General features: G+C 56.1%; 1 protein-coding gene. It reads right to left on the reverse strand.

From position 1 onward, the window contains the following. A partial coding sequence (locus DQ405_RS26740) for a copper resistance system multicopper oxidase (protein WP_168426495.1) occupies window positions 1–1,709 on the reverse strand: 1,709 nt, incomplete at its 3' end. Window positions 1,710–1,850: the final 141 nt, after the last annotated feature.

Below are 1,850 nucleotides of genomic sequence, written 5' to 3' on the forward strand. Positions count from 1 at the left end.
CTCCACATGCCGTGAAGGTGAATGGGATGGGTCATCATGGTGTCGTTGACCAAGGTGATGCGAACCCGCTCTCCATACTTGAGACGTAGCGGCTCAGCATCAGAGAATTCGATGCCGTCGAATGACCAGGAGAATTTCTCCATGTGGCCGGTGAGATGTAACTCGATTGTTCGACTTGGCTCGCGGCCATCTGGGTCGGGGAACGTGCTTTTCAGGTCTGCATAGGTCAACACTCGACGACCGTTGTCACGCAAACCAATACCCGGATCGTTCAGCTTGGGTGTAGGTGTCATAGTTTGCATGTCGACCAACGGATTATCTGTCTCAGAAGCCGGGTGCGATTGCATACCTGCGCTCATGCCGGACATTCCTGAGTGATCCATCCCGGCCATTGCGTCTGTGCCGTGGTCCATCCCCTGCATGCCGCTATGGTCCATGCCGGACATGTTGCTGTGGTCCATGCCAGCCATACCGCCCTGCATGGCGCCACCGTGATCCATGCCGGCCATGCCGCTATGGTCCATTGCAGCCATACCGCCCTGCATGTCGCCGCCGTGATCCATGCCAGCCATACCGCCCATGCTTCCATGATCCATACCCATGTCGGCCATGCTAATCAACGGACGGGGATCGGTTTCTGGAACGGGGGCACTCAGTCCTGCGGTAACGGCTAACGTGCCACGGGCATAGCCGGTGCGGTCCATGGATTGGGCGAAGATTGTGTATGCCTCTTCGGTGGCAGGCTCGACGATCACATCGTAGGTTTCAGCTACGGCAATGCGGAATTCATCGACGCTGACCGGGTTAACGTACTGCCCGTCCGCTGCTACTACTGTCATCTTCAGCCCAGGAATGCGGACATCGAAATAACTCATGGCCGAGCCGTTGATGAAGCGCAGACGAAGCTTTTCGCCAGGTTTGAATAGGCCGGTCCAGTTCCCGTCGGGCGCCTGGCCGTTCATCAGGTAGGTATAGGTATAGCCGCTAACGTCCGCGAGGTCGGTCGGACTCATCTTCATCTGAGCCCACATTTTTCGATTTGCGATGGTAGCCGCCCAGCCGTCCTCGCTTACGTCGTTAATGAAGTCGCCGACAGTGCGCTTGTTGAAGTTGTAGTAATCCGACTGCTTCTTAAGCTTGGATAGAACACGAGCGGGATCCTCGTCGGTCCAATCTGTCAGCATCACCACATAGTCGCGGTCATAGCTGAAGGGCTCCGGATCCTTGGCATCAATGACTAACGGGCCGTAGACGCCAGCCTGCTCCTGCAGTCCCGAATGACTGTGGTACCAATAAGTACCGTTCTGTTTAACCTTGAACTTGTATTCGTACATGCCATCGGGCGCAATGCCGTGGAAGCTCAGTCCGGGCACGCCGTCCATATTGGCTGGCAATATCATGCCATGCCAGTGAATCGACGTATCTTCGCTCAGCCTGTTCCTTACGCGTAGCGTGACGGTATCGCCTTCACGCCAACGTAGAATCGGGCCTGGGATGGTCCCGTTAATGGTCATCGCCGTCCGGGCCGCCCCGGTGATGTTCACCGGCGTCTCGCCAATGAGCAGATCGAACTCTGTGCCGGTTAAGACGCTGGGCTGACCGGGGCTGCTCACTGCCCAAACTGGGGCCCGCCACAAGCCAAGACCACCAATGATGCCAGCGGCTGTCAGGCCTTTAACGAAGGTTCGCCTTGAGGTTTTATGTTGCATGCGTGCTTCCAATCAAGCTAAGGAGCCAAACTGACAACGATCGTGCAGACGATTGTGGCCAGCGTTTGTTGGGCTTACTGTTCGTTACGGTCTGTCGAAGAAAACGACCCACCTAGTAAATAGAAAGATGGCATATCTCGA

Source organism: Pseudomonas sp. SST3 (assembly GCF_003325755.1).